Annotated in this window: 23 protein-coding genes; 11 read left to right on the forward strand and 12 right to left on the reverse strand. The window is 66.7% G+C overall.

What is annotated here, in order from left to right; all coding sequences use genetic code 11:
• Positions 1–21: 21 nt before the first annotated feature.
• The 5 genes from FGL94_RS08920 (at position 22) to FGL94_RS08940 (ending at position 2,278) form a co-directional block, all read left to right on the forward strand.
• Positions 22–405, forward strand: coding sequence for a hypothetical protein (locus tag FGL94_RS08920; protein ID WP_144923623.1), 384 nt, complete (start codon positions 22–24; stop codon positions 403–405).
• Between the two features lie 66 nt (positions 406–471).
• Complete coding sequence (locus FGL94_RS08925) at positions 472–759, forward strand: ubiquitin-like small modifier protein 1 (RefSeq protein ID WP_144923626.1); 288 nt, start codon at positions 472–474, stop codon at positions 757–759.
• Positions 756–1,106, forward strand: coding sequence for a hypothetical protein (locus FGL94_RS08930; RefSeq protein WP_144923629.1), 351 nt, complete (start codon positions 756–758; stop codon positions 1,104–1,106). The genes FGL94_RS08925 and FGL94_RS08930 overlap by 4 nt, the downstream gene beginning before the upstream one ends.
• A complete protein-coding gene (locus tag FGL94_RS08935) occupies positions 1,106–1,504 on the forward strand; it encodes a hypothetical protein (protein ID WP_144923632.1) in 399 nt (132 codons plus the stop codon). Before FGL94_RS08930 ends, FGL94_RS08935 begins: the two co-directional genes overlap by 1 nt.
• Positions 1,505–1,558: 54 nt before the next feature.
• Positions 1,559–2,278 (forward strand): fumarylacetoacetate hydrolase family protein, encoded by a 720-nt coding sequence (locus FGL94_RS08940; RefSeq protein ID WP_144923635.1) that lies wholly within the window; start codon positions 1,559–1,561, stop codon positions 2,276–2,278.
• A 410-nt stretch (positions 2,279–2,688) separates the two neighbouring features.
• Here FGL94_RS08940 and FGL94_RS08945 read toward each other — a convergent pair whose 3' ends face one another.
• From FGL94_RS08945 to FGL94_RS08965, 5 genes are all read right to left on the reverse strand, one after another.
• On the reverse strand, positions 2,689–3,891 hold the full coding sequence (locus FGL94_RS08945; protein WP_144923638.1) for a DUF418 domain-containing protein: 1,203 nt from the start codon (positions 3,889–3,891) through the stop codon (positions 2,689–2,691).
• 104 nt (positions 3,892–3,995) lie between these two features.
• The gene (locus FGL94_RS08950) at positions 3,996–5,066 is read right to left on the reverse strand and encodes a Gfo/Idh/MocA family protein (RefSeq protein ID WP_144923641.1); all 1,071 of its coding nucleotides are present in this window, start codon (positions 5,064–5,066) and stop codon (positions 3,996–3,998) included.
• A gap of 115 nt (positions 5,067–5,181) precedes the next feature.
• Complete coding sequence (locus FGL94_RS08955; protein WP_144923643.1) at positions 5,182–5,622, reverse strand: hypothetical protein; 441 nt, start codon at positions 5,620–5,622, stop codon at positions 5,182–5,184.
• Between the two features lie 97 nt (positions 5,623–5,719).
• The gene (locus FGL94_RS08960; RefSeq protein WP_144923646.1) at positions 5,720–7,456 is read right to left on the reverse strand and encodes a thiamine pyrophosphate-binding protein; all 1,737 of its coding nucleotides are present in this window, start codon (positions 7,454–7,456) and stop codon (positions 5,720–5,722) included.
• A 92-nt stretch (positions 7,457–7,548) separates the two neighbouring features.
• Entirely contained in the window at positions 7,549–10,890 is a 3,342-nt protein-coding gene (locus FGL94_RS08965; protein WP_144923649.1) for an LAGLIDADG family homing endonuclease, read from the reverse strand.
• A 113-nt stretch (positions 10,891–11,003) separates the two neighbouring features.
• Between FGL94_RS08965 and FGL94_RS18265 the strand changes: the two genes are divergently transcribed.
• On the forward strand, positions 11,004–11,147 hold the full coding sequence (locus FGL94_RS18265; RefSeq protein WP_186313363.1) for a hypothetical protein: 144 nt from the start codon (positions 11,004–11,006) through the stop codon (positions 11,145–11,147).
• Between the two features lie 129 nt (positions 11,148–11,276).
• Here FGL94_RS18265 and FGL94_RS08970 read toward each other — a convergent pair whose 3' ends face one another.
• From FGL94_RS08970 to FGL94_RS08985, 4 genes are all read right to left on the reverse strand, one after another.
• Complete coding sequence (locus FGL94_RS08970) at positions 11,277–12,002, reverse strand: hypothetical protein (RefSeq protein WP_144923652.1); 726 nt, start codon at positions 12,000–12,002, stop codon at positions 11,277–11,279.
• Between the two features lie 85 nt (positions 12,003–12,087).
• The gene (locus FGL94_RS08975) at positions 12,088–13,056 is read right to left on the reverse strand and encodes an aldo/keto reductase (RefSeq protein WP_144923655.1); all 969 of its coding nucleotides are present in this window, start codon (positions 13,054–13,056) and stop codon (positions 12,088–12,090) included.
• Positions 13,057–13,179: 123 nt separating this feature from the next.
• Complete coding sequence (trmB, locus tag FGL94_RS08980) at positions 13,180–14,232, reverse strand: HTH-type sugar sensing transcriptional regulator TrmB (RefSeq protein WP_144923658.1); 1,053 nt, start codon at positions 14,230–14,232, stop codon at positions 13,180–13,182.
• 73 nt (positions 14,233–14,305) lie between these two features.
• A complete protein-coding gene (locus FGL94_RS08985) occupies positions 14,306–15,046 on the reverse strand; it encodes a proteasome assembly chaperone family protein (RefSeq protein WP_144923661.1) in 741 nt (246 codons plus the stop codon).
• A 174-nt stretch (positions 15,047–15,220) separates the two neighbouring features.
• Between FGL94_RS08985 and FGL94_RS08990 the strand changes: the two genes are divergently transcribed.
• Entirely contained in the window at positions 15,221–16,333 is a 1,113-nt protein-coding gene (locus tag FGL94_RS08990) for a mechanosensitive ion channel family protein (protein ID WP_394348594.1), read from the forward strand.
• A gap of 86 nt (positions 16,334–16,419) precedes the next feature.
• Positions 16,420–18,150 carry an MATE family efflux transporter gene (locus tag FGL94_RS08995; protein WP_186313364.1) on the forward strand — a complete coding sequence of 577 codons (1,731 nt, stop codon included), beginning with the start codon at positions 16,420–16,422 and terminating at the stop codon, positions 18,148–18,150.
• Positions 18,151–18,186: 36 nt separating this feature from the next.
• Here the strand turns inward: FGL94_RS08995 and FGL94_RS09000 are convergent, their stop codons facing one another.
• Both FGL94_RS09000 and FGL94_RS09005 read right to left on the reverse strand, forming a co-directional pair.
• Positions 18,187–18,414, reverse strand: coding sequence for a DUF7385 family protein (locus tag FGL94_RS09000; protein ID WP_144923667.1), 228 nt, complete (start codon positions 18,412–18,414; stop codon positions 18,187–18,189).
• A gap of 55 nt (positions 18,415–18,469) precedes the next feature.
• Entirely contained in the window at positions 18,470–19,294 is an 825-nt protein-coding gene (locus tag FGL94_RS09005) for a DUF7117 family protein (protein WP_144923670.1), read from the reverse strand.
• Positions 19,295–19,471: 177 nt separating this feature from the next.
• Between FGL94_RS09005 and FGL94_RS09010 the strand changes: the two genes are divergently transcribed.
• The 3 genes from FGL94_RS09010 to FGL94_RS09020 all read left to right on the forward strand — a co-directional run bounded on the left by FGL94_RS09010 (position 19,472) and on the right by FGL94_RS09020 (position 25,034).
• Positions 19,472–20,569, forward strand: coding sequence for a DUF7544 domain-containing protein (locus FGL94_RS09010; RefSeq protein WP_144923673.1), 1,098 nt, complete (start codon positions 19,472–19,474; stop codon positions 20,567–20,569).
• Between the two features lie 234 nt (positions 20,570–20,803).
• The gene (locus FGL94_RS09015; protein ID WP_144923676.1) at positions 20,804–23,056 is read left to right on the forward strand and encodes an NADP-dependent malic enzyme; all 2,253 of its coding nucleotides are present in this window, start codon (positions 20,804–20,806) and stop codon (positions 23,054–23,056) included.
• Positions 23,057–23,834: 778 nt separating this feature from the next.
• Entirely contained in the window at positions 23,835–25,034 is a 1,200-nt protein-coding gene (locus FGL94_RS09020; protein WP_144923679.1) for a Cdc6/Cdc18 family protein, read from the forward strand.
• Between the two features lie 113 nt (positions 25,035–25,147).
• Here FGL94_RS09020 and FGL94_RS09025 read toward each other — a convergent pair whose 3' ends face one another.
• Positions 25,148–25,708 (reverse strand): TATA-box-binding protein, encoded by a 561-nt coding sequence (locus tag FGL94_RS09025; protein WP_004046033.1) that lies wholly within the window; start codon positions 25,706–25,708, stop codon positions 25,148–25,150.
• Between the last annotated feature and the right edge of the window lie 641 nt (positions 25,709–26,349).

A 26,349-nucleotide genomic window follows, 5' to 3' on the forward strand; every position in this document is an offset into this window, starting at 1 on the left:
GTCGCCGTCGGACGGATCGGTATGCCAGAGATCGAACTCGGCGTGCCGAGGGGCGTCGTCGAGTCGCTGCCCGAGGAGGACGGCACCGCCGAACAGGACATGCGACGCGCGATCGCCGGGATCCAGTCCCGGCTGAACGACGAGATCGCGGACGCGGAGCCCGCGGAGGCGGCCGAGGTCGTCGCCGACGCCGTCGAGCGCATGGAGGCGCAGGCGAGCACGTACCACGAGTTCGTCCCCGAACTGCGAGCGTGGGGACAGTCGCCGATCTACGCGATCGCGTGGCGGAACCTCTACGTGGAGCTCATCGGCCAGCTGTACGAGCACGAGTGGCTCGGCGACGAGCTCGGCCGCGAGCGAAACTTCCGGCTCGTCGAAGACGGGATCCGGCTGTCGGATCTGTAGGCGGAGGGGCGCAGACGGATCCCCGGTGTCGCCCGTTTTTAAGCCTTCGCAGCCCGATGAACACGTATGGAACTCGAACTGCGGTTCTTCGCGACCTTTCGTGAGGCCGCCGGCGGGAAGACGCTCCACGCGGAATTCGCCGACGGTTCGTCCGTCGGCGACGTGTTGCGAGAGCTGGAGGCGGAGTACGATGGGATGGACGGCCGCCTGATCGTCGACGGCGCCCTCGCCCCGCAGATCAACGTGTTGAAGAACGGCCGCGAGGTGCTCCACCTCGACGGGCTCGACACGCCCCTCGACGACGGCGACCGAGTCTCCGTGTTCCCGCCCGTGGCCGGCGGAGGAGGGACATGAGCGACGCGGGAGGCAGGAACAGCGAAACCGGCGGTGACGCTCCCGAGTCCCAACCGCCCGCCGAGGAAGGGTGGGAACGCAAGGAGGTCGCGTACCGAGGCATCTCGCGGCGCCTCGCGGCCCACTACCTCGTCAATCTCGGCGGCGAACTCGTCGGGACCGACGACCCCGCGGAGGCGACCCGCGTGGACGGCGACGGGTGGCGCGTCGCGCTCAGCGCCGAGAAGGTGACGGCCGCCGGTTCGATCTCGCTCACGGAGGTGACCGCCTCGTTCGCGGGCGAGTCCGAGGCGCTCGCGGCGCTGCTCCCGAAGTACCGGCAGAAGGCGATGCGCGCGGGCGGGTGATGGCCGACGAGGACTCGCACTCCCCCGGCCCGTACCCGATCGAGGGGACCGCCCTCGTGAAGACGGCGGCGCTCGCGAGCGTTCCCGCCGAACGCCTCCCCGAACTGCTCGCTCGGGTGCAGGCCGACCTCGGGCCGCAGATCGACGAGTACCGCCGACGGTACGAGCGGGTCGCGGCGGAGCCGGACCGCGAGACGTTCCTCGTCGAGCCCGACCACTGGGAGGGGATCGCGGACCGGCTCGCACTCTCGGACCGCGAGCGCGACGCCGTCGCCCGGGCCCACGAGGCCGCCGTCGAGCGCGCCGGCGACGACGATCGGCGGGCCGAGTTCGAGACCGCCCTCGAGATCCGGTCCGGCGTCGTGATCGGCGTGTCGGACGACCGCGACTCCGAGTAACGACCCGGTTGCGGTCACCGACGCCTTTTCGGCGCCCCGCACAGACGTGCCTGCATGCGACTCGCTCGCCTGCTCACGCCGGACGGACCGGTTTCGGGACGCTACGAGGACGGGACCGTCGTCGCCGAAGACGGCCGGTACGAGGTCGGCCGCGACGGGCGTCTCCTCCCGCCCTGCGACCCGAGCGCGCTCTACTGCGTCGGCCGGAACTACGCGGAGACGCTCGACCAGATGGAGTACGAGCGGCCCGATGAGCCGGACTTCTTCATCAAGCCGCCCGCGAGCCTGCTCGCGCACGGCGAGCCGGTCCGGTACCCCGAGTGGACCGACGAGCTGACGTACGCCGGCGAGTTGGTCGCCGTCATCGGCGAGCGGTGCCGCGACGTCGAACCCGCCGACGTGCCCGAGGTCGTCCGCGGGTACACGATCTTGAACGACGTCGACGCGTTAGACCAGCAGGGCCGGACCGCTCGCAAGGCGTTCGACGGCTCCGCGCCCCTCGGGCCGTGGATCGAGACCGACGTCGACCCGACGAACCTCGACATCTCGACGACGGTCGGCGGGGAACAGCGCCAGGACGCAAACACCGAGCTGATGCTGTTCGGGCCCCACGAGATCGTCTCGTACCTCTCGGAGCGGTTCACGTTCGAGCCCGGCGACTGCATCGCCTTCGGCAGCCCGGCGAACCCGGGACTCGTCGAGCCCGGCGAGCGCGTCGAGATCACCTACGAGGGCGTCGGAACGCTGTCGAATCCGGTCGTCGACGGGGAGTAGCCGAGAGTGTTTTTAAAAGACGTGCGGTGGCGCGTGCCTTCGAGTGGCCGCCGAAGGCGGCCGCGAGGAGCACGCGCGAGGGACGCGGCGACCGGAGGGAGCCGCGAGGCTGGGGAGGTGTGAGGCTGAGCTGTACGGTCGGGCGGGACTCAAAGGGGCAGTCGCGAGGAGCGCGGAGGCGATGTAAGCACCGCAAGAGCGAGTGAAACGAGCGACTGAGGAGCGTGGTTCGAGAGAGCTTTGCTCTCTCGTCATCGCCAGAAATCGGTGATCTCTGGCTAGCAGTCAGAACGCTTTGCGTTCTGACGACATCACGAAAGGCGCGCAGCGCCTTTCGAACGACAGCGAGCGTGCGCGCTCCTCGCGACTGGGGCTTTGGAGGTGTTCACCGTCTCGCTGCCAGCGACGACTTATTTCGGATTTCGCATCGGCTGCGTCTCTCCGTACGTGAGCGTCCGCCACACCCACTCGACGGGCCCGAACCGGAAGCGCCGCAGCCACAGCACCGACAGGACGATCTGCACCGCCCAGACGGCGACGACGAACCCGAGCTGTTCGACGCGGTTGACGGAGCCGAACAGCCCGAGTCCGTGACCGTAGAAGACGGTGGTCGCGATCACCGTCTGGAGCAGGTAGTTCGTGAACGCCGTCCGGCCGACCGCGGCGAGCCCGCGGGTCACGGGGCCGTCCGGGCGCCGGCGCGCGTACAGCATCACGAGCCCGAGGTAGCCGCCCGCGAGGGGGAAACTGCCGATATAGATGAACTGCCGCCAGTACAGCGCGGCGGTGGCGCTCCAGTCGTTGGCCTCGATGTAGACGACGCCGGCGACGGTGATCGCGAGGCCGACGACGCCGAGCGCGACGAGCCGGCGGTACAGGGCCGCCGACCGCTCGCCGGTCAACACGCCCCAGCGGTACAGCGCCATCCCGAGGAGCATGGTGCCGCCGACCTGCCAGAACGGCCCGTTGATGTAGCCGCTCGTCTGTCGGCCGAACGACGAGGGGGCTCGGTGGTCGAGCTGTTCGAGCCAGCCGCCGCGGTACGTGGCGACCTCCTGTCGGAGCGCGGCCTCCGCCGGCGCCCACTGCGAGGCGATCGCGTCGCCGCCGAGGCTGACCGCGGCGAGCAGCTCTACCACGGGGAGGAACAGCAGGAAGACCGCGCCGACCCCGGCGAGCTGCCGGGCTTCGAAGTCCCGGAACGCGACGACCACCAGCGCGGTCACCCCGTACGCGACGAGGATGTCGCCGTACCACAGCAGGTACGCGTGCATGAGCCCGATCGCGATGAGGATCGCGGTCCGCCGGTAGTGGAGCCGCATCGCGTCCTGTCCTTTCCCCTCTTTGCTCTCGATGAACAGCAGGATCCCCGCGCCGAACAGCGCCGAGAACAGCGTGATGAACTTGTTCTGTGCGAACACGTGGCTGACGGCCCACGCCCAGTAGTTCGCGCCCGTGAAGTCGCCGTAGATCGTCGGGTTCAGCAGCGTCTGCTCGGGCATCGAGAACGACCAGACGTTGATCAGGAGGATGCCGAGCAGGGCGACGCCCCGGAGCGCGTCGAGGCTGACGATTCGTTCAGAGGGCGGCGTCGGGCCGGCGTCGCGGGTCACGAGTTGGCTCGCAAAAGGGAGCGCAGGACCGAATAGGTTCGGATGACGGGCGGAGCCCACCAGTCCAGCCGGGCGGACCGGTCTACTCCAGCCGGGCGGGCCGATCAGTCCAGTCGGACCGCCTCGCCGCGCTCCGAGGACCGGTAGATCGCGTCGATCACGCGCTGGACGGAGAGCGCCTCCTCGACCGTGTTGATGTCGGGCGCCTCGCCCGCGGCGACCGCCTCGAGGAACGCCGCCTGCTCGGCGGCGTGACTGTCGCTCTCCCGCGTCTCGATCGCGGCGTCCGAGAAGTGGTGGTGGTCGTCGTCGAAGGCGGTCGCCTCGTGGAGCGTGAGCTCGTCGCTCCCGCGGTCGAACGTCGCGCCGGCCTCCGTGCCGCGGATCACGAACTCGTCGTTCGTCGGACGGTTCGTCGCCCACGCGACCTCCAGCGAGACGGTGTTGCCGCGGGCGTCGCGAATGAACGCCGACGCGGAGTCCTCGACGTCGAACCCGTCGGAGCCGTTGTCGTCGCCCCACATGTGGACGAACGCGTAATCGTCGCGACCGCCGAACTCCGAGCGCGTCTCGCCGGACACCTCGACGACCTCGGGGTGGTCGAGGAAGTAGAGCGCCAGGTCGATCGCGTGGACGCCGATGTCGATGAGCGCGCCGCCGCCGGCGACCTCGTCGGAGGTGAACCACGACCCGCGGCCGGGGACGCCGCGTCGGCGGACGTAGTTGGCCTCGACGTGGGTGGTCTCGCCGAACCGCCCCTCCGCCTGATACTCCTTCAGCACCTGCACGGGCTCCGCGAAGCGGTTGTTGAACCCGACCATGCAGAACCCCTCGGCGTCGCGAGCGGCCTCGGCGATCCGCTCCGCGCTCTCGGCGGTGTGCGCCAGCGGCTTCTCCAGGAGCACGTCGAGCCCCGCTTCGAGCGCCGAGACCGCGTACTGCTCGTGGAACCGGTTCGGCGTCGTGATCAGGACGGCGTCGCACTCCTCGTAGAGATCGGACTCGTCCTCGTAGGCGTGAACGTCGAACTCCTCGTGGAACCGCCGACGCGCGTCCGCGTCGATGTCCATCCCGGCAACGAGGTTCGCGCCGCGGTCGACAAGCTTCGTCGCGTGATGGTTCCCGATCCCGCCGAGGCCGACGATACCGACGGCCACGTCGTTCGCGTGAGTCATGGTCGAGATTCACAACGAATGTTGTTAAGGTTCACGCTCCGGGCAGGGGGAGGGGCGAGGGAGGCGGTCGAACACGCGGGTACCGGTGGCAAGTCACGGAACCGCCGGGAGGGGATCACGGAACCGCCGCAAACGCGGCGAGGAGCACGTCGAGCAGCTCAAGCAACTGATCGACCGACTCCGCCCCGGCGCCGAGGCGCTCGCCGTCGGTCAGGACCCCCTCGATCCGCTTCGATTCCCCGGTCCACACGAACCGTGCGAGGACCCAGCCGCCCCCGAGGAACGCGAGCGCCGCCGAGAGCCGCGAGATGAGGAGGAGCCGCAGGAGAAGCGGAAGCAGCAGCACCGCGGCCAGCGCGCCGACCACGTAGGTGACGATCGACGCCGCCGACTCGCCGAGCCCCGGATCGACGATCCCCGTTCCCGAGAGGAGCACGAAGCCGCCGACGGCGACGGCGAGCGCGCCCCACACGAGCGTCGCGAGGAGTCGAACGTGACCGTCGTACCCGGCGCCGGCCGACTCGGGCATGTCGTCGTGGACCCAGGGGTTGCGCACGGTCGATGTCACGCATCCACCGACATATACCTCGCTTCAGATACCCGAAACGCGACCGGTGAAGGGAACGGAACAGGAGGGGAAAACGCGACCCAACTCACCGCTCCCGCGTCATCCGCTCGCTCGCCTGCGGCTCGTTCGGATCGGTGACGACCTCGACGAGGGCGGGCCCGTCGTGATCAAGCGCGGACGCGACCGCATCCCCGACCGCGCCCCGAGCGGTCACCCGCTCGGCGCGGACGCCCATCCCGGACGCGACGGCGACGAGGTCCAGTCCCGCCTCGGTCCAGCCGTACGCGCCGGTCGGGAGGTCGTACGACCGCGACGCCTCCTCGCTGATGATCGCGTAGTCGTCGTTGTTGAACGCGACGACGGTCACGTCGATTCCCTCCGCGGCCAGCGTGTGTAATTCGTGAACGCACATCATGAGCCCGCCGTCGCCGACGAGCGTCACCACGTCGCGGTCGGGGTTCGCGAGCTTCGCGCCGATCGCCGACGGGAGCGCGGTCCCCATCGTCGCCCACGACCCGGGGTTCACGTACCGCGAGGGGCCGGCCGCAGGGAACGAGACGAGGGCCCACTGACGAGACCCGCCGGCGTCCGCGGTGACGACTGCCTCCGCCGGAAGTGTCTCGCGGACCTCGCGGAGGACCTCGACGGATCGGAGGGGATCGTCGGGGGCGCGCTCGTCGGCGACCGCCGCGAACCGCTCGCGGTCCGCGGACCGGACCGCGTCGGCACGGGCGGCGCCGGTCGAGTGCGAAGACGGGTCCGTCGCCTCATCGGCCGACCGCTTCTCTCCCGTCAGTCGGTCCCCGAGCGCCCCCAGAAACAGGTCCGCGTCCGCGACGACGCCGAGGTCGGTCTCGTAGCCGAATCCGATGTCGCCGCCGTCGAGCGTGACGTGAATCAGGGATCCGGGAAGCGACACCGACCACGAGGCGGTCGCGACCGCGTCGAGGTCGGAGCCGACGACGAGCCCGCGGTCCGCGTCCGCAAGAAGCTCGCGGAGCTCGGCGCTCGACCCGCCACAGAGCACGCCCGCGGAGAGTGGGTGCGTCTCGGGGAACGTTCCCTTTCCCTTGTACGTCGTGACGACCGGGGCGTCGAGGCGCTCGGCGACCGCGCGGAGCGAGTCGCTCGCGCCCGCGCGCCTGACGCCGCCGCCCGCGAGGACCACCGGCGCGTCGGCCTCGGTGAGCAGGTCGGCCGCACGTTCCACCGCGTCCGCGGGCGGCGCGGGCGGCGCGGCCGGCTCCCGCTCTCCCACCGCCGGCTGCGGCGTGCGGCTCGCGAGGGCGTTCTTCGGAATCCCGACCCGGACCGGACCCTGCGGGTGCTCGCGGGCGACGCGGATCGCCTCGGCGACGGCGGGGACCGCGCCGGCGGGCGAGTCGACGTGGACGTTCTCCTTGACGACCGTGTCGTACGTCTCGGGCGGCGTCTCGTGGATGCCGTCGCCGCCGCGGACCTCTCGCTCGGTCTCGACCGCGATGTGGAGGAGCGGGACGCAGTCGTTCAGGGCGTTCTTCAGCCCGTTCATCGCGTTCATGTCGCCGGGCCCGGGGACGACGATCGACGCCGCCATCGCTCCGGGCTCGCTCGTCTCCGCGTACCCCCACGCCTGATGCGTCACCGCCGTCTCGTGACGTGCGACGACGAACCGGGCGTCGCGCTCGCCGAGCGCCCGGTTCAGCGGGAGGGTCTGCTTGCCGGGGATCCCGAAGGCGACGTCGACTCCGCGGTCGAGCATGCAGTCGACGACCGACTCGGCGACGGTCGGGGCGTCGCCCGCGCCCGGGTCCGTATCGCTCGGGGGCTCGTCCGTGTTCATACCGCGAGGTTGACGGACCGGATGTTGAAACCTTCGCCCCCGGTGGCGGCGCTCCCGGAGGCGGTACGAGGGGGCCGGTCTCGAACCGCCGTCTACTCCGCGACGTTCGTCTCCCGCACCCGGATCCCCTTGCGCGCGAGGTGCCGCATCTGCCGCTGGGCGAACTCCTCCTCGCTCGACCCTCGGGTCGCGAGGACGTACACGAGCGCGGACCCGGCCGGTCGCATGGTGCGGCCCGCGCGCTGCGAGCCCTGTCGGCGCGAGCCCCCGAGGCCGCTGGCGACGATCGCGAGCTCGGCGTTCGGGAGGTCGATCCCCTCGTCGCCGACGCGAGAGACGACGAGGGTGTCTATGTCGTCGCGGTCGGGATCGGACGACTCTCCGTCCTCGCGGAACCGCCGGAACAGCTCCGCGCGCTCGTAGTGGGGGGTCTCGCCGCTTATAAACGGGACGCCGAGCGCGTCGGCGATCGCCTCGCCCTGATCGAGGTACTCGATGAACACGAGCGCCTTCTTGTCGCGGTGGGCGGCCAGCAGGTACCGGATCTCCTCGACCTTCGCGGGGTTCTCGGCCGCGAGCCGGCGTCGCTCCCGCCCGTCGGCGCTGGCGTACTCGTTGCGGGCCATCTCGTCGCGCCACGGGACGTACCGGATCTCCACTTCCGGCTCCTGGACGAAGCCGGCCTCGAACAGTTCGTCCCAGTCCGCGCCGATCGGCCGGCCGATCAGGGTGTATATCTCCTCCTCGCTGCCGGTCTCGCGGACCGGCGTGGCCGAGAGGCCGAGGCGGTGTTTGGTCTGGAGCTCGGCGGATCTGGAGAACACCGGAGCCGTGATGTGGTGACAGTTGTGCGTTAGATAACCATCTGCGACGAACGTATGGTCCTGCGTCTCGAAGTCATATACCGTCTCAACTCCCTGTTCTTCGACCGATGTGACTTCGACGATCTGTAGGTCTGCAAGCTGATCCAACCGATCTGCATGCCCGGCTGCGTTTATACGACAATTTTGATCACGTTCATCGATCACCCTCTCTGTTCGTTCATCTCCTTTGGAAACCAGCGTATACGCATGACTGGTTGAGACATCTAGTTTGTCACCGATCTCTGCGTATGTGACTCCGTTATCCCCACGCATCGCAGTAACCGAGATCGGATCCGTCTGTGCATATTCCCGAAGCCCCTCGGCGAGAGAACTTAGATGCCGTTGACCCAGACGATTGTCCCCACGAATGACATCTCCGATCGTCTGCCGAGCCACACCAATCATATCTGCGATCTGTTCGTTAGAGAGTTCCACGTCGTCCTTGATCCGTTCTAGATATGTCCCAACAGGAACTCCCGTTGCGGGAGTCTTGCCAACGGAAATCCGATTCGATTTGTGCTGTAATCTGAATCCGACTTTCTCAGAGAATAGCACGCCGTACCGCGATGCGATCAGTACCCGACACTGATCGCTGTGCGGATCATCTTTGTCTATCCGAAGATGATTTGACGGGATTCCTAGGTGCTGTAGAAGCAAGATAACATCTTTGGCGAGTCGTTCTGAAACCGTGTTAAACTGTATTCGTCCCTTCTTATCAACAGAGCCCTCGGCGTCAAATAGCCCTCTCAACAACGAACCGACTTGATCAGGGTGCCATCCGTATGCTTCCGACGGAACGGTCACTCGTCCTGCCTTACTTCCGGACAGAAGATTCCACGGAAGTTGGTCTGCAAAGCGTTTCGACCATAGCGTGAGGTCACCCCTACTGTTCTCGAACACCGAGTAGTCGAGTCCGACCCGGTTACACAGATCTTCGAGGATGTCTATCTGTTCCTGCTTGTTCCGTGCGAACGAGAACTTTGCGTGTCCGTGCCGATCTCGGTGACCATCTCCGAGGAACCAACCAAGCAGTTCGGCAGATGGGGTGCTGGGCGTGTTTGTCTCCGTATAATTCTTCGATTCTGTTTGCGGCCTAACAATGAAATCACCCTCTGAGACACCTTTTTGTTTCGTGATGCGTCCGGACTCGGGATCGAATACGAAGTGAGTGTGTCCCGCAGTCGCCGTTATCGGGTAGCCCTGGCGTGTTTCGATCCGTTCGACTGGTGCCGTCGATTTATAAATACCCGTGACAGGAGTGAATCGGTATGTGCCCCGCTCTCGATCGAAAGTGCGGACCGAGAGATCGATATCTGTCGTCCATCCATCCCCCAACGCGTACCTCTCATCGAGTTCATCGAACGTCGTTCTTCCAGACGGTGTTTCAACGATAGTATCTCCAGTCAGACACTCGTCGAAGCAGATCAACCCCCACTTCCGGGAGTCGAACAGGGCCCGGTGACGGTCCATCCCGGCGATCTGGTAGGTCGCGATCGTGACCGGCCGGATCTCTTTTTCCCCGCCGTGGTACAGTCCGATGTCGCCCGGGTCGATCGTGGAGTGGTCGAGCAGCTCCTCGCGCCACTGGCCGGCGAGTTCGCGCGAGGGGACCAGAATCAGCGTCTCGCCGCCGACCGCCGCGATGGTCGCGATGGCGGCGACGGTCTTGCCGGAGCCGGGCGGGCCGACGTACACCCCGGAGCGCGCGTCGAGGAAGGTCTCGACCCACGTCTCCTGATAGGACCGGAGATCGGTCGTCAGGTCGACGTCGACGGGGTCGCCGACGTCGAGGTCGCGGTCGTCCTCGACCGGGTAGCCGGCGTCGTAGAGGGCGCGTTTCACCGCGGCGACCGCGTCCTCGTTCACCCACGCCTCCGTCTCGGAGATGGGTGCCCGAAGGTGGTCGTCGTCGAGGTGCTGGTCCGCGACGTTCCCCATCAGGCTCTCGGAGGCGGCCTGCAAGACGACGTAGCCGTCCTCGTGGGTGTAGAGCCGGAAGCGGTGCGCGCGGCGCCACTGGTCGCGGACCCACTCTTCGAGGTGATCGGACCGGCGAGGGAGCACCGACCGGAGGCTCGCGATCAGCCCGTCGGCGTCCTCGAACGGCGCGGCCCACACGTCCTCCTGTCTGATCCGGTAGAGGTACCCGCGCGTCCCGGGCTCGGTTCCGGTGGTGTCGACCAGGTGCGCGAACTGCGAGAGCCGCGCGCGGGTGAACTGCGTCGGGCGATCGACCACGATCTCCCGGCGGTCCGGGAACGCGACGACGCGCTCGCGCGTCGCCAGCCGCCCCCAGTCGGTCGGGTAGAAGACGACGGGGTCGCTCTCGACGTCGAGCCGGTCCACGTCGCCCCGGTCGACGAGCGCCGCGAGGGCGTCGCGCGCGGCCGCCTGCGAGGTCCCGAGTCGCCGGGCGACCTCGCTCGCGGTCGCGACGGGGCGCTCCTCGGCCTCCAACGCCTCGTGGAAGCGGTCGAGCGAGAGATCGGTGTCGTCGTTCCCGGGGTTATCGTCGGAACCGTTCCCGGGGTCGTCGCCGGCGGTGTCGCCGTCGCCGGTGTCGTCGGTCATCGTCGCCGCTTCGGCCGCGACGCGGAAATGGATAGCGTCACCGGACGAGGGGCCGGCCGACCGCCGGTGACTGACACAAAACATATACGACGCGTTCGTCAACTACCGCCCCCATGCTAGACGCCGAATTCGAAGTGTGTACCGAGTGCGGCAACCTCCACATGGAAGGCGGCGCCGGGCCGGCGCACGTCGAGGAGTGCGCCGTCTGCGGGGGACACGTCAGCGACGTCGAACTCGACGACCTCGTCGGCTTCTAAGCGGCGCTACGAACCGGGCGGGTCGGCGTCGAACCCGCGATCGGTGCCGAAATTTCGGTCGTCCAGTACCAGTCGTTTACTTATAAATAGTCGCCGAACGCGTCGCCTCAATAAATAGCCGTAACGCGCTCACCGTCCCGGCGACCGCTTTCGACAGCGCCGCGAGGTGATCCCCTCCTTCGACCGGAACCGGCAGCCGCAGGCCGTACAGCGGACGAACGGCTCGCCCGGTTCGGTCTCGAGTCGGTGCTCGCCGACGACGAAGGGACGCGTCACGGTCCGAGGCCGGATCCGGTCCGGGATCGGCGTCGAGGCGGACTCGCTCAGCGCCGCCCGCACGGCGATGGTGTCGACGTCGACGGAGTCCCACCGGGGGGCTTCGAGGGCCGCCTCGCGGTCGGCCACCTCGGTCCAGCCGGTGACGACGACCGGGGAGTTCGTCTCCGTGTCGCTCACGACGACGACGAACCGGATCCCGCCGTCGACGAGGGCGAACCGCCACCCGTCGGTCCGGTTCCAGCGGAGCTGGCCGTTCCGGATCGCGTCGCTGACGGTCCTGGTCGAGACGTATCTCCCGGGCTGTTCTAACCGCTCGCGGAAGTGATCGGTCAGGGCGTAGAGTCCGGGATCGCGGACGGGGGGATCCTCGGCCGTTCTGCCGGCCGAGGGACGTTTGCCCGCCCTCGGAGACCGAGATCGGGGGGCGTCCGTGTCGGGTCCGTGCGGGAGGGAGTCCGATCTCGTCGCCGCCCGCCGGCGAGACCCCGCCGGCGCGGTCGTGGACGCGGTCCGACGCTCCGTCGATCCGGGACGGGGTGACTCGGCGTCCCCCGGCCCGCCCTGTCGGGATGCCACTGCGTGTGAGTATAGAGCGGGGTCTTAAGTGTGTTACGGCGACACAGGGGTGCGGTCGAGCGATCCCGAGGCTGATCCCCCGGACTCACTCGTGGCCGGAGACGCGGACCGGCTCGTACGGCTCCTCTAACCACTCCACGTCCGACTCCGAGAGGTCGATGTCGAGCGCCTCGACGGCGTCTTCGAGGTGGTCCACGCTGGAGGTGCCGACGATTGGCGCGTCCACGACCTCCTTCCCGGCGACCCAGCGGAGCGCGATCTGGGCCATCCGCACCCCCTTCTCGTCTGCCAGTTCCTCTATCCGGCGGTTGATCTCCTCGCCGCCGCCCTCGCGGTACGGGCGTCCGAGCGCCGTCTCGTGTTCCCCGCGAGTCGTCGCGTCGTCCTGCTCGTAGGGGCGCGCGAGGTAGCCGGCGCCGACGGGGCTCCACGGGATCATCGCGATCCCCTCCTTCTCACAGAGGGGGACCATCTCGCGCTCCTCCTCGCGGTACGCGAGGTTGTAGAGGTTCTGCATGGTGACGAACCGCTCGTACCCCTCGCGGTCGCTCGTTTGCAAGGCCTCGGCGAACTGGTGGGCCCACATCGAGGAGGCGCCGACGTACCGCACCCTCCCGCGTCGCACGGCGTCGTCGAGCGTCGCCAGCGTCTCTTCGATCGGCGTGTCGTAGTCCCACCGGTGGATCTGATAGAGATCGACTGTATCCATCCCGAGCCGATCGAGGCTGTTCTCCAGCTCCTGTTCGATCGCCTTCCGCGAGAGCCCCCCCGAGTTCGGGTTCGACTCGTCCATCTGCCCGTACACCTTGGTGGCGACGGTGAACCGGTCGCGGTCGTACTCGGCGAGCACGTCGCCGAGGATCTCCTCGCTCTCGCCGTTCGAGTAGACGTTCGCGGTGTCGAAGAAGGTGATTCCTAGATCGATCGCGCGCTCGATCAGCTCCCGGCCCTCCTCCTCGTCGAGCATCCACTCGTGCTCGCTTCCGAAGCTCATACAGCCGAGCGCGAGTCGGCTGACGGTCGCGCCCGTGTCGCCCAGCGTCGTGTGCTCCATACGGATCGGGCGACCTCGGTACTTAAAAAATCACAGCGTGGGCGGGACGCCTCGGCGACGCGAACACCGCGCCGATCACAGACGGTTGTCGCGCGCCGATCACAGACGGTTGTCACGCGCCGATCACAGCGCCGGCGGCTCGTCGCGGCCGATGACGATCTCCTGTCCCTCGACGTCTTCGAGGGCGGCGACGCGGCCGCCGATGTCGACTCGGCCGGTCTCGGTCTCGACGGTCAGCGACGCCACCTCCTCGGTGTCCTCGAAGGCGAGGTCGACGACGCGGCCCTGCACCGTCACCGAGTCGCCCGTCTCGATGTCGCGGCCCTCGACGGTCACGTAGAACTCCTCGCCCTCGAACTCGCGGAGGTCCTTGACAGCGCGGCGGATCGAGGCGTAGCGGCGCGGGAACGGGCGGGCGGCCCCGTCGGCGGCGAGCGTCTCGGCCGTCGTCCACAGCACGGTGCCGAAGAAGCCGGAGACGAGGAACCCGAGCGCGGAGCGGTTGAAGATGACGCCGTAGCGCTCGCGGTCGTCGCGGAGCGCGTCCTGCGTGGCGTACACGGAGTACTGGCCGTCGCCGACGGCGAGGATCGGCGTGGTGATCCCGCGGCGCGCGCGGGCGATGGTCGCGACCTCCAGGTAGTCGAACTCCTCGGGGTTCGGCGCCCGAGACGCCGGCGTGACGAGGAGTTCGACGCTGACGCCCGCCTGGACCTTCGCCGCGAGCTCGTCGCGGAAGCGGCGGAGCAGGCCCGGCGTGAGCGAGAGCGCCAGCTCGTACTCGGCGCCGGCGATCACCTCCTCGAGGTACCGGAGGATCGTCGACCGCGACTTCACCAGCGACACCGCCTCGGTCTCGCGGGTGGGCGCGGTGTAGCGGGCCTCCAGTTCGTCGACCATCTCGGCGAACGACGACCGGAGGTCGCCGAACGCGTCGTCCGGATCGACGGCGACGATCTTCATCGGTCGCGACTCGCGGAGTTCGACAAGTCCCCGGTCCGAGAGGCTTCGAACCGTGTCGTACACGCGGGGCTGCGGGATGTCGGTTCGGTCGGCAATGTCGCTCGCCGTCAGCTCGCCGTGTTCCAGCACGGCGAGGTACGCGTCGATCTCGTACTCGCCGAGGTTGAATCGGTCCCCGACGCGGTCGAGCGTGCCACGGAGATCGTCGGTCATAGATCCGTCGAGGCGGTCCTCCGGTATAGGTTTTTACTATGAGTCGAGTTGCACGCTTTTTCAGAGCTGCGTCCTACATATACATCCGATCGTAGGTCCCGTCCGGCTCGCGCTCCTCGATCCGCTCGGCGAGGTCCTCGTAGTGGCGGCGGACATCGGCCGCGAAGGAGGCCAGCGGCTCGGAGTCGACCCCCAAGTCGTACGTTTCGTCGATCGTGTCCACGAGCCGGACCGCGGCGTCGGCGTCCGGGGCCTGTGCGTGGACCGGCGTGATGAACACGCCGACGCCGAGCGGAGAGTCGATCCCCCGTTCGAGCAGCGACGCGTTCGTCCCGTCGAGGAACCCCGTCTCCATCGGCGGGACCTCGTCGTCGTCGAGGCGCCGCTCGTGGTAGTCGTCCGTCGCGACGTGGAAGGTGCGATGTGCGTCCGGAGCGTGGGGGATCGGAGCCCCCGAGAGCACCGCGATCTCCGAGACGCCCGCCGCTTCCGTCCAGTCGAGGATTGCCGCTGCGATCCGCTCGCCGAGTACGGGCGGGACGAATTGCTCGGCCACGAGCACGGTGACGTCCAGATCGTCCGCGGAGTACAGCCGGATCGGGTGCCGCGGTCGTCCCTTCTCGAAGGGCGTGATCGACGGGAGCCCCTCGGCTTGAACGTGCCCCGTCTGTTCGAGTTCGAGGTTCTTGACGAGGTAGTCGACGGCGGTCAGTCCGGCGAGTCCGAACGACGAGAATCCGGCGACGAGCACGTCGCTCGGGGTGGACTCGTGTGTGACGCTGAAGGACGGGCGATCGCGTAGGGGCTCTGACATACCTTCGATTTGCCGGGACGCGTGTTAGTGGTTACTCAAAAACGCCCGATCCACGGCTCCGGAAGCCGAACTTTCGGTCACCGGGGAAGCGCTCCGCTTTCGGCCGCCGGGGAAGCGCTCCGCTTTCGGCCGCCGGGAGAAACGCTTTTTCGAGTGGGCGACGGCGGGTTTGCTATGGCACCGCCCGAGGTCCTCGTCTCGATCGCGGGGCGGCTCACACGGTTCGCGGACGTACTCGGGGGGATCGCGGGATCCGCCGTCGGAGGGTTGCTGTTCGTGGTCCTATCCGTCGCCGCCGGCGTCCTCGCCTCGAAGTTCCTCGTGCGGCTTATTGGTCGTCCCGTCGCGCGTCGCGTGTCGAGACAGAGCGTCGCGCAGACGATCGTCAGGGGAGTTCGCGTCGGGACGATCACGCTCTCGCTGCTCGTCGGCCTCTGGGCGGTCGGGTTCCGTTTCACCGACCTCCTCGTGGGGACCGCCGTCTTCTCCGCCGTGATCGGTATCATCCTCGCGCCGCTGGTCGGGAACTTCATCAACGGCGTGTTCATCCTCGCCGACCAGCCGTTCGAGATCGGCGACATGATCGAGTTGGAGAACGGGACGACGGGGTTCGTCGAGGACATCACGATCCGGTACACGAAGATATTCACGCTCGACAACACGTTCCTCGTCGTGCCGAACGGGGCGATGCGCGAGCGCGACGTGACCAACTACTCCGCCGAGGACGAGCGCACCCGGCGGACGATCGACGTGCTCGTCACCTACGAAAGCGACATCTCCGAGGCCCGGCGGCTCATCGAGCGCGCGGCGCGGGACTGCGAGGCGGTGATCGACGGCGGCCCCGACATCCGGGTGGGCGTCGCGCGCTACACCGCGAGCCCGGACTGCCGCCTCCACGAGTTCGGAGACGACGGCATACTCCTTCGCCTCCGGTACTGGGTGAAGAAGCCGTACAAGCTCGCGAAGGTCCAGTCGGACGTGAACACCCGGATCCGCGAGCGGCTCACGGACGCCGACGTGGAGATGGCGTACCCGCACCGACACCTCGTTTTCGACGACACCTCGGGGATCGCGCGGGTCGGCGGCCCGGAGGACGGTCGACCGGAGGGCGAGCGGGCGGGTGACAAGCCCGATCCGGAGGGTCGGGGCGAAAACGGGTCTGCAGACGGGACCGCGGAAGGGACACCGACCGACGGCGAGCCGTCGGCGGGAGCGGACGCCACCCAGACCGATCCCGCCGCTCAGACCGACCTCGCCGGTGGATCCGAACCCGCTGATGACCGGTGAGCGGACCGCTTCGGGCGTGTTACTCCGTGGCGCGCGATCCCGAGCAACCGGAAGTCTGATAGACCGAGGCGCCCGCTTATAAATCAGTGAGCGACGAGCCCTCCGAGGACCCGCCGGAGTCGCCTTCGGAGTTCGGCGATTCCGGTCCCAGTTCCGCCGACGATGACGCCGGTGACGAACCGATCGACGGATCGACCGATGAAACGACCGGTAGCGACGCCGCCGAAGACGCCCGTGACGGTGGTTCCGGCGATGTTTTCGGCGATGGTTCCAGCGATGGTTCCGGCGATGGTTCCGGCGATGATTCCGGCGACCGGGTGTCGGAGGAGTCGATCACCGAAGGCAGTCTGATCCGGCCGCTGTTTCACCTCGCGTGGCCGATCGTCGTCATCCAGCTGTTGCAGGTGATGTACAACGTCGTCGATACGCTGTACCTCGGGCGGCTGTCGGCCGAGGCGGTCGGGGCGATCAGCCTCGCGTTCCCCCTTATCTTCTTGCTCATCGCGGTCGCGGGCGGCTTCACGACCGCGGGGGCGATCCTCGTCGCGCAGTACACCGGCGCCGACGGGGACCGGTCCGCGGGGCTCGTCGCCGGTCAGACCATCTTCAGCGTCTCCGTGCTCTCGGTGTTCATCGGGATCGGCGGGTACTTTTACACGCGCCCGGCGCTGGAGATACTTCCCAGCGATCCCGACACGGCGGCGACCGTGATCCCGCTCGCGGCCGACTACATGGAGGTCATCTTCGCCGGCATCCCGCTGATGTTCGGGTTCTTCGTGTTCTCCGCGCTGATGCGCGGCTACGGAGACACCCGGACGCCGATGGCGGTGATGGTCGTCTCGGTGTTCCTGAACGTGCTGCTCGACCCGTTCCTCATCTTCGGGTTCGCTGAGAATCCCCTGTTCGAGTGGCTGGCGGCGGTGCCGCTCCTCGCGGCGCTCGATCCCGTCGGCCTGCAGGAGGTCCTGTTCGCGGCCACCGGGTTCGCCGGCTACGGGATCGAGGGGGCCGCGATGGCGACGATCTTCTCGCGGGGGGTCGCCACCGCGATCGGTATCTGGTTGCTGTTCGCCACGGCGCTCGGGCCGGCCGTCTCGGTGAGTCACCTCGCGCCGGACCTCGGATTCATCGAGGACATCTTCCGGCTCGGGCTCCCCTCAAGCGTCGAGCAGACGACGAGCGCGCTGGCGATGATCACACTCACCGCGATGATCGTCACGTTCTCGCCGCCGGTCGTCGCGGCCTACGGGCTGGGCAATCGGCTCATCTCGCTCGTGTTCCTCCCCGCGATGGGGCTCGGGCGCGCGATCGATACCATGGTCGGGCAGAACCTCGGGGCGAATCGGGCGGACCGCGCGGCGCGGTCGGTGAAGCTCGCGGCGTCGACCGGAGCCGGGGTGATGTTCCTCGTCGCGGTCGTCGCCGTGACGTTCACGGAGCCGATCGTCGGCGCCTTCCTCGGCGACGTGCCCGACGCGCCCGCGACCATCGACTTCGCGGTCGAGTACGTGCAGATCCGGTCCGTCGAGTTCGCCTTCATCGGCATCTCGCAGGTCATCCTCGGTGCGTTCCGCGGGGCCGGAAACACGAAGACCGCGATGGTGATCTCGATCCTCACCCTCTGGGTCGGACGGGTCGCCAGCGTGGCGTACCTCGTCTTCGTCGCCGGCTGGGGCGAGACGGGGATCTGGGTCGGGATGGCGCTCGGGAACATATTGGGCGCGGCCGTCGCCGTCGCGTGGTTCGCGCGCGGGACGTGGGCGGAGCGGTACATCGACGACCCGGCGCCGGGCGTCGATCCCGCGGGCGACGACTGAGGGCGGGACGGAACTCGGGGGACGAACGACAGAGAATCAGTGCCGGAACAGGTGAATCGCGTCCTCGTCGCGGAAGAGACAGAAGCGCGCGCCGTCGTTCTCCGGGAAGGTCGTCCCCGGCTGTCGGGTGATGAACAGTCGATCGAACGGGGCGTCACACACCGGACAGGCCACGTCTTTTCGGTTCTCCCAGAGGCTCGTCGCGCCCGTGTCCCTGAGCTGTTTCAGCGCGTGACGGCGATCGTGTACGTCGAAACGCGGCATACGTCGAGGTCCGCGGGCCGGAAGTTGAACGTGACCCCGTGAGTATCAGCGGTGATTACGTTTCGGTGTCCGCGAGCTGATCGCGAGCGCGATCGAGAGCGGTTTCATCGCCGGTCCTGACGTACTCGCCGAGCGCGTCGGCGGCGTCGACGAGGGCGTCTGCGTCGGTCGGCGACACGTCACCCGTGAGCGCCTCCGCGCGCTTCGTGCGGTCGCGGAGGCGTTCGAGGAGCGCCCGCGCGGGTTCGATCCGGGAGAGCGGGTCGTCGCCGGCGACGGAGACCGTGTGGGTGGAAACGTCGGTATCAACGCTCTCTCCGCTCTCGTCGGCTCCCTCAGCGTCCTTGGACCCGGCAAGCTCGTCGAGGAACGCGAGGAGGTCGCTCCGGTACTCGTCGACCGCGCGGACCGCGGCCATCCCCCGGGCCTCGCGCAGGGAGTCGGGGACCGCCTCGGTCGCGGGTCGGTCGCCGTCGTCGGCGCCGGCGAGCAGCGCGAGGAGATATTCCCGGTCGCGATCGGTGGGGTCGCGGAGCCGGTCGTACAGGTCGACCGCCTCCAGCAGCTCGCGGGCGGCGAGGTAGGTGTCGTCCAGCGGGAGGAGTTCGCCGCCGCGGATGAACCCACGCTCGCGGGCGTACTCGCGGAGATCGCTCTTGAGGTCGTCGACGCCCTCCTCGGGGAGCGTCCCGCGGGCGTCCCCGAACCGGGCGTGATAGGGCGTCAGATCGAGAGTCGCCGGCGCGTCGGTGTGGGCGGTCCTGTCGTCGACGCCGACGCTCCTGAGCGATCCGCAGTCGGGACATTCGACGGACCCCGTCTCGTAGTACGACCAGCGCGCGCCGCACTTCTGGCACTCCCGTTCGCCACGGACCTTCATGCGAGCCCCTTCGCCGCGTTCGGCGTAAAGGGCTGTGGGTCGTGGCGGAGTCGGTTCAGGCAGTGAGTCGTGGCGGAGTCGGTTCAGGCAGTGAGTCGTGGCGGAGTCGGTTAGTTGGGCGAAGCGCGGGAGGGAATCTCGACACAATATATAAGCGTTCCCAGTGAATCGGGAGGCATGAGTTGGCACGCCGTCGAGGCCGTGGACGACGCCGTCGAGACCACTCGTCGGTTCCTGTTCCCGTTCAGTCCCGTTCGCTGGGCGAAGCTCGCTTTTCTCGTCCTCCTGATGGGCGGAAGTGCGAACGCCGGCGTGTCTGTTCCCCCCGCCCCTGACGCCCGCATTGGGGGGTTCGCGGGGTTTTCTGAGGCACAGGAATCGGACACCAGAGCGGGGAGCCCGTTCGATCCGGTCGACGCCGTCGTTTCGGACTTCGTTGCCGAGATGCCCGCCGATCGGCTGATCGTCGCCGCCGCGGTCGCGGTCCTCGTCACCGCGGTCGCGCTCTCGGTGGTCTCGCTGGCGCTTCGACTGGTCTTTTACGACGCGCTCCGGACGAACGAGGTCCGACTGTGGCGTCCGTTTCTCGCACGGCTCCGGCAGGCGGCCGGGCTGTTCGTCGCGTCCGCGATTCTCTGGGCGATCGCCGCTGGACCGATTGCGGTGGTGGTGCTCGTTGACGTGGCAGCGGAGGCGCCGATCGGGTGGGAGCCGGTCGACTCGTTCGTGACGGCGGTCGGATCGCTTTCGCTCGGTCCCGCGGTCGTCGTGGGAATCCTCGGGAGCGCGGTCGTCCTGTTCGCGACGCTCGCACTCCGACTCACCTACGAGTTCGTCGTTCCCGCGATGGTGGTCGAAGAGCACGGTGTGCTCGCCGGCTGGCGACGGATCTGGCGCGCGGTGAGCGGGGAGTGGCCGGAGGTTCTCGTCTACCTCGCGGTTCACTTCTTCGTCGGCGTCGGAACCGCGATCGTCGAGGGGATCGCGGTTGTGATCGCCGGCTCGGCGGTCACCGTGGTCGCCGGAATCCTGCTCCTGCTTGCGGCCGTTCCCCTCGGCGGTCTCGGTGCGTTGGTGGGGACGACCGCCGGAATCGTGACGGTCACGCTCGTCGGGCTCGCCGCCGTGGTGACGCTGCTGGCACTGACGCTCCCCGTCAGCCTCGTTACTCGGTCATATCTGATCGCATACGAGGTCGCCACGCTCGGCGGGATCGATCCGGGACTGACGCTGCTCCATCCGGATCTCGCTACGGCATCCACCGACAGCGACTGATTCTCGATCCGGCACCTACCGACAGCGGCTGATTCTCGATCCGACATCTGCCGACAGCGGCTGATTCCCGATCCGACATCTACCGACAGCGACTGATTCCCGACCCGATCGCGACTAACCCAGACCGATCCGGCCACGAGGGGCTCATCGGAGGTCGTCTGGGATCGTCGAATGTCGAATCAGTATTCGACGGGTTCACATACCTTTTTACTCCGTTACCGAATTGGGGGAGACATGGGACTGGACGACGACGCGAGGGAGTATCACAGACAGGAGCCGCCGGGGAAGATCGCGATCGAGACCACCAAGCCGACGAACACGCAGCGAGACCTCTCGCTCGCGTACTCACCGGGGGTCGCGGCGCCGTGTCGTGACATCGCTGCGGATCCGGAATCGGTGTTCGAGTACACGGCGAAGGGCAACCTCGTCGCGGTCGTCTCGAACGGGTCCGCCGTACTCGGTCTGGGAGATATCGGCGCGTCGGCGTCGAAGCCCGTCATGGAGGGGAAGGGCGTGCTGTTCAAGCGCTTCGCCGACATCGACGTGTTCGACATCGAACTCGATATCGACGAGGTCGACCCGTTCTGTGAGGCGGTGAAAGCCATGGGACCGACCTTCGGCGGCGTGAACCTCGAGGACATCAAGGCGCCCGAGTGCTTCAAGATCGAGGAGCGGCTTCGCGAGGAGATGGACGTGCCCGTGTTCCACGACGACCAGCACGGGACCGCGATCATCTCCGGGGCGGCGCTGATGAACGCGACGGAGATCTCCGGGAAGGACCTCTCCGAGATCGACATCGTGTTCTCGGGCGCGGGCGCGTCCGCGATCGCGACGGCTCGCTTCTACGTCGAGCTCGGTGCGAAGAAGGAGAACATCACGATGTGTGACTCCTCCGGTATCATCACCGAGGACCGCGTCGCGGACGGCGACGTCAACGAGTACAAGAGGCAGTTCGCCAGCGAGGGAGCGGGCGGCGACCTCGCCGACGCGATGGAGGACGCGGACGTGTTCGTCGGGCTCTCCGTCGGCGGGATCGTCTCGCAGGAGATGGTCCGGTCGATGGCGGCGGACCCGATCATCTTCGCGATGGCGAACCCCGACCCGGAGATCACCTACGAGGACGCGAAGGACGCCCGCGACGACACGGTGATCATGGCGACGGGCCGGTCCGACTACCCGAACATGGTGAACAACGTACTCGGGTTCCCGTTCCTGTTCCGCGGCGCGCTCGACGTGCGCGCGACGGAGATCAATGAGGAGATGAAGCGCGCGGCCGCGGAGGCGCTCGCTGAACTGGCTCGCAAGGACGTGCCGGACGCGGTCGTGAAGGCGTACGGCGACGACCCGCTCCAGTTCGGCCCGGACTACGTGATTCCGAAGCCCCTCGACCCCCGCGTGCTTTTCGAGGTCGCTCCCAGCGTCGCGAAGGCGGCGATGGACTCGGGATCCGCACGGACAGAGATCGACCTCGAACAGTACCGAGAGCGGCTGGAGGCGCGCCTCGGAAAATCCCGCGAGATGATGCGGGTCGTGTTGAACAAAGCGAAAAGCGATCCGAAGCGTATCGCGCTCGCGGAGGGGACCGACGAGAAGATGATCCGCGCGGCCTACCAGCTCTCCGAGCAGGGAATCGCCGAGCCGGTGCTGCTCGGCGACGCCGACGATATCGCCAGGACCGCCGACCGGCTCGGGCTCTCGTTCCGTCCGGAGATCGTCGATCCGGACGATCGCGACGTATCCGCGTACGGGGACCAACTCTATCAGCTCCGCAAGCGGAAGGGGATCACCAGTCGGGAGGCGAACGAGCTGGTTCGCCGAGACACGAACTACCTCGGGAGCGTCATGGTGAAGTCGGGGGACGTCGACGCGATGCTCACGGGACTGACGCATCACTACCCGTCGGCGCTCCGACCGCCGCTGCAGGTCGTGGGATCCGCGGCCGACACCGACACCGTCGCCGGCGTGTATATGCTCACGTTCAAAAATCGGGTCATCTTCTGTGCCGACACCACGGTGAACCAAGACCCTGACGCGGAGACGCTCGCGGAGATCACCCGTCACACCGCCGACCTCGCTCGCCGGTTCAACGTCGAGCCGCGCGCGGCGATGCTCTCCTACTCCAACTTCGGGAGCGTCGACAACGAGGGGACTCGGAAGCCACGGGAAGCGGTCGATATCCTTCACGAGGACGAGAACGTCGACTTCCCCGTCGACGGTGAGATGCAGGCCGACACCGCGGTCGTCGACGACATTCTCAACGACACCTACGAGTTCTCGGAGCTCGACGAGGCCGCGAACGTGCTCGTGTTCCCGAACCTCGAAGCCGGGAACATCGGATACAAGCTGCTTCAGCGCCTCGGCGGCGCAGAGGCGATCGGTCCGATGCTGGTGGGTATGGACGAGCCCGTCCACGTGCTCCAGCGGGGTGACGAGGTCAAAGACATCGTCAACTTGGCCAGCGTAGCCGTCGTCGACGCGCAGGAGTAAGGACGACCCCTTCGAGCAGACGGGTATTCGCGGCTCGTCGGTCGTTTCTCGCGATTTCTCGTGGACTCTCGTTCTTGGTTCCGATATTCGTTCCTGGTACCGAAACTCGTGAGTGACAGAGCCGCTGGTACTGACCCACTGGTACTGACCCACTGGTACTGACCTGACAGACCGTAGTCGCTTGAGAGACACACCGTGTTTCCGGTGAAACGGGGTCGATTGGGGGTGGGTAGGTGGCAGTTGCCGGTTGAGGCAGGCAATCCGGATCTCTTCGAGCTTCGGATCTCGAGCAGATCACCTGGAACGAATTCTCTTAGACCGCGCCGTGAATCAGAAAGAACTATAAACGAGTTTTGAGTATAGTCCGTCAAGCCGATAAGTTAGAAGTAGTGAAGCCGAAGGCTAGTGTTCCATCGGAAATCAGAGTCCATCGGAGACCGGATTACATCGGAAATACGGTCTCTGGTTTCGCAGCGTGTGTGGGGATCCAACTCAGATGGGCGTTCGAACCTAACCTCCTTGCATTCGATACGTTCTCTCCGCTCCGGCTCGCTGCCGGATATTAGTGAATCAGTCCGAGGTGGTGACACCGGGTTTCCGGTGAACTAGACTACCGGGGCTCCGATACCGTTTATATCCCTCCCCTAACTCACCGACCACCCCACCGTCCCCCACCCCCGACCCACCCCGTTTCACCGGAAACACGGTGTGTGTCTCAAACCTCATCTCGTCACGTCCGAAGCGGAACGCATTTCACCGGAAACCCGGTGTCGATCCCATGGACGCAGCGGACGACCTCTTCACTAGGGAGGACCCGATCTTCGCGAACAAGGAACTCCTCGAGATCAGCCATCTCCCCGGAGAGGGTCGGATCGTCGGCCGCGACGACGAGATCGCTGACCTCGCGACGGCGGTCAATCCCGCGATTTTCGGTCAGAGCCCGAGCAACGTTCTGATCTACGGGAAGACGGGAACCGGAAAGTCGCTCTGTGCGAAGTACGTCTCCAAGCGTCTCGTCTCGACGGCGGGGGAAGAGGGCGTCAACGCGACGTTCGCGTACGTCGACTGCGCGCAGGACACGACCGAGACGCAAGCCGTTCAGACCATCGCCGACGCGGTCAACGATCCGGACGCCACCGGGATCAACGTCCCGGACAAGGGTCTCTCGACCTCGACGTACTACAAGCGGCTCTGGCGGATCCTCGATCAGCGGTACGACGTCGTGCTCATCATCCTCGACGAGATCGATAAGCTCGACGACGACGCCATCCTGATGCAGCTGTCGCGGGCCGGCGAGGCCGGAAAGATCACCGACTGCAAGCTTGGAGTAGTCGGAATCAGCAACAAGATCCAGTACAAGGACCGCATGGACGAACGGGTCAAATCGAGCCTCTGTGAACGCGAATTCGTATTTCCTCCGTACGACGCCAACCAACTCCGTGAGATCATGCAGGCGCGCGCGGACGCGTTTCACGACGACGTCCTCGAACCGTCGACAATCCCCCGCGCCGCTGCGCTCGCCGCGCGCGAACACGGTGACGCGCGCAAGGCAATCGACATCCTCCGGTACGCGGGTGAGATCGCACAGAGCAACGGTGAACCAACAGTCAGAGAAGAGTTCGTTACGCAGGCGCGAGAGCGCGCGGAAACCGACCGGTTCCGCGAACTTATCCGGGGATCGACCCCACACTCTCGGTACGTCCTTCAAGCGCTCGCGCTGCTCTCGCTTTCGGGCGGTCGTCAGGACGGCTTCCGAACAAGTCGCGTGTACGAGATCTATGAAAACATCTGCCGCCAAGAGGGCTCAGACAGTCTGTCACTCCGTCGCGTTCGGGACCTCCTCAAGGAACACGCCTTCCTCGACATCATCGAACAGTCGAAACACAGCGGGGGAAGCGCAGAGGGTAGCTACACGAAACACCAGCTGTTGGAAGACCCGAGCGTCGTTAAAGAGGTGCTGACCGAGGATTCCTCGTAGCGTAGTAATTCGCCTGAAAAGCAACTCCATTTACACCGGACCAACCCGGCCCGATCGATTCGACCACCTATCACCCGTCGTCTCTCGTTCGACTGCGATCCGATCGCGATCCGTTACCCCAGCAGGCCGAGCCCTTCGATCCGTTCGACAATCTCCTCGACGGCCTCTTCTGCATCGTCGGTCCGCTTCCCGCCCGTGATGACGATCTTCCCGCTCCCGAACAGGAGAATTACAACTTCCGGCTCGTCCATCCGGTACACGAGACCCGGGAACTGCTCCGGTTCGTACTCGACGTCTTCGAGTCCGAGCCCGATCGCGAGCGCGTTGAGGTTGAGGTTGTGTCCGAGGTCGGCACTCGATACGATGTTCTGAACGGTGATCTCCGGATCGTCCTCGACCGGAATCTGCAGTCCGCGGAGCTTCTCGAAGATGATCCCGAGCGCCTCGTGGACGTCGTCGATGCTTTTCGCACCCGTACAGACGATCTTCCCGGACCGGAAGATCAGTGCGGCCGCCTTCGGTTCTTGGGTCCGGTAGACGAGCCCCGGGAAGTTGTCGGGGTTGAAATCTGCCCCGGGAAGGTCTTCGGCTAGCGCCTCCAAATCGAGCTCTTGGCCGATCCCCGTCGATGCAACTACGTTCTGGATCTCGATCGAATCTGCAGGGTTCGTCATCGTTCGCTTTTATATGTGTCCCCCTCCCTTATAAACGCCCGTGGTATAAACGACCGCTCGGTCGTCGACCGTTGCGCCGCGTGGCGCGCTCTGTGAATGCACGCACCCACCGACGAGCGGGCAGTATCGTCTGGCTGGTGGGGTCGGTAGACTGACCTCGGATCCCGCTTCGGTCCTCGGTTTGACACGCGCGTCGGTATCGGTGAAACTATGATATTGTTCTGATAATTCTCGATGTTTTCGGATTATCGGTCGAGGCGTCCGAGCCGATCTTCCATCCGTTTCGCACACCGGAAATCCGATCTCCTCGTGCGAACTGCTCCCTATGAAAACGCATGACGTGGCGTCGATGGTTCGACGGGGTTAAGTACAACCCGGCATTCGTGTTAGATGCGAAGGTCCCCCGGCGCGGGGGACAACGGTCGGCCGCACCGCGGCCGGTCGAAGCGTTCCGACGTGCTTAAGTGTATAAGCCCGTTCGGTTGAAACGCGAAGAACGCACCGCGGACTCGGGACGTTCAATTCGTCCCGGTTTCGCAGAGTCGGTTCATCCGACTCACCCGAATGAGGATTTCGCCCCCTGCGCTCCGGCGTAAGAGGAAATCTGATGTGAGCCGTGGTAGTTCGGTGTCATCCAGGTC

The sequence above is a fragment of the Halorubrum salsamenti genome, assembly GCF_007671685.1.
Classification (GTDB): Archaea; Halobacteriota; Halobacteria; order Halobacteriales; family Haloferacaceae; genus Halorubrum; species Halorubrum salsamenti.